The following is a 301-nucleotide window of genomic DNA, read 5'->3' as shown; positions in this document are numbered from 1 at the left end:
GTGGCTCCTACCCGACGTGGATTCCCTACCCGACCTACGGGTCGAGTTCGCCACCACACCCAACGGCGAGAACGGCACCTTCCTGCCATACCTACGGGACCCACAGACCCTGGCCCGACCATGGGCCGTCCCCGGCACCCCGGGACTCGAACACCGCATCGGCGGCCTGGAAAAAGCCGACAAGACCGGTGACATCTCCTACGACCCGGCGAACCACGACTTCATGGTCCGCACCCGGGCCGCCCGCATCGAGAACATCCCCGTCCCGGACGTCGAGGTGGAGGACCCCGACGGCGACGCC

Annotated in this window: 1 pseudogene; it reads left to right on the top strand. The window is 68.1% G+C overall.

Annotation, left to right across the window (positions count from 1 at the left end):
* Positions 1-301, top strand: a pseudogene (locus tag SNR22_RS29225) (2-oxoglutarate ferredoxin oxidoreductase subunit alpha); the annotation flags it as partial.

Origin of the sequence: Micromonospora sp. RTGN7 (assembly GCF_033804645.1) — a bacterium.
Lineage (GTDB): Bacteria > Actinomycetota > Actinomycetes > Mycobacteriales > Micromonosporaceae > Micromonospora.
Note: the sequence above shows the minus strand (reverse complement) of the source record. Positions and strands in the feature narration are given on the sequence as shown.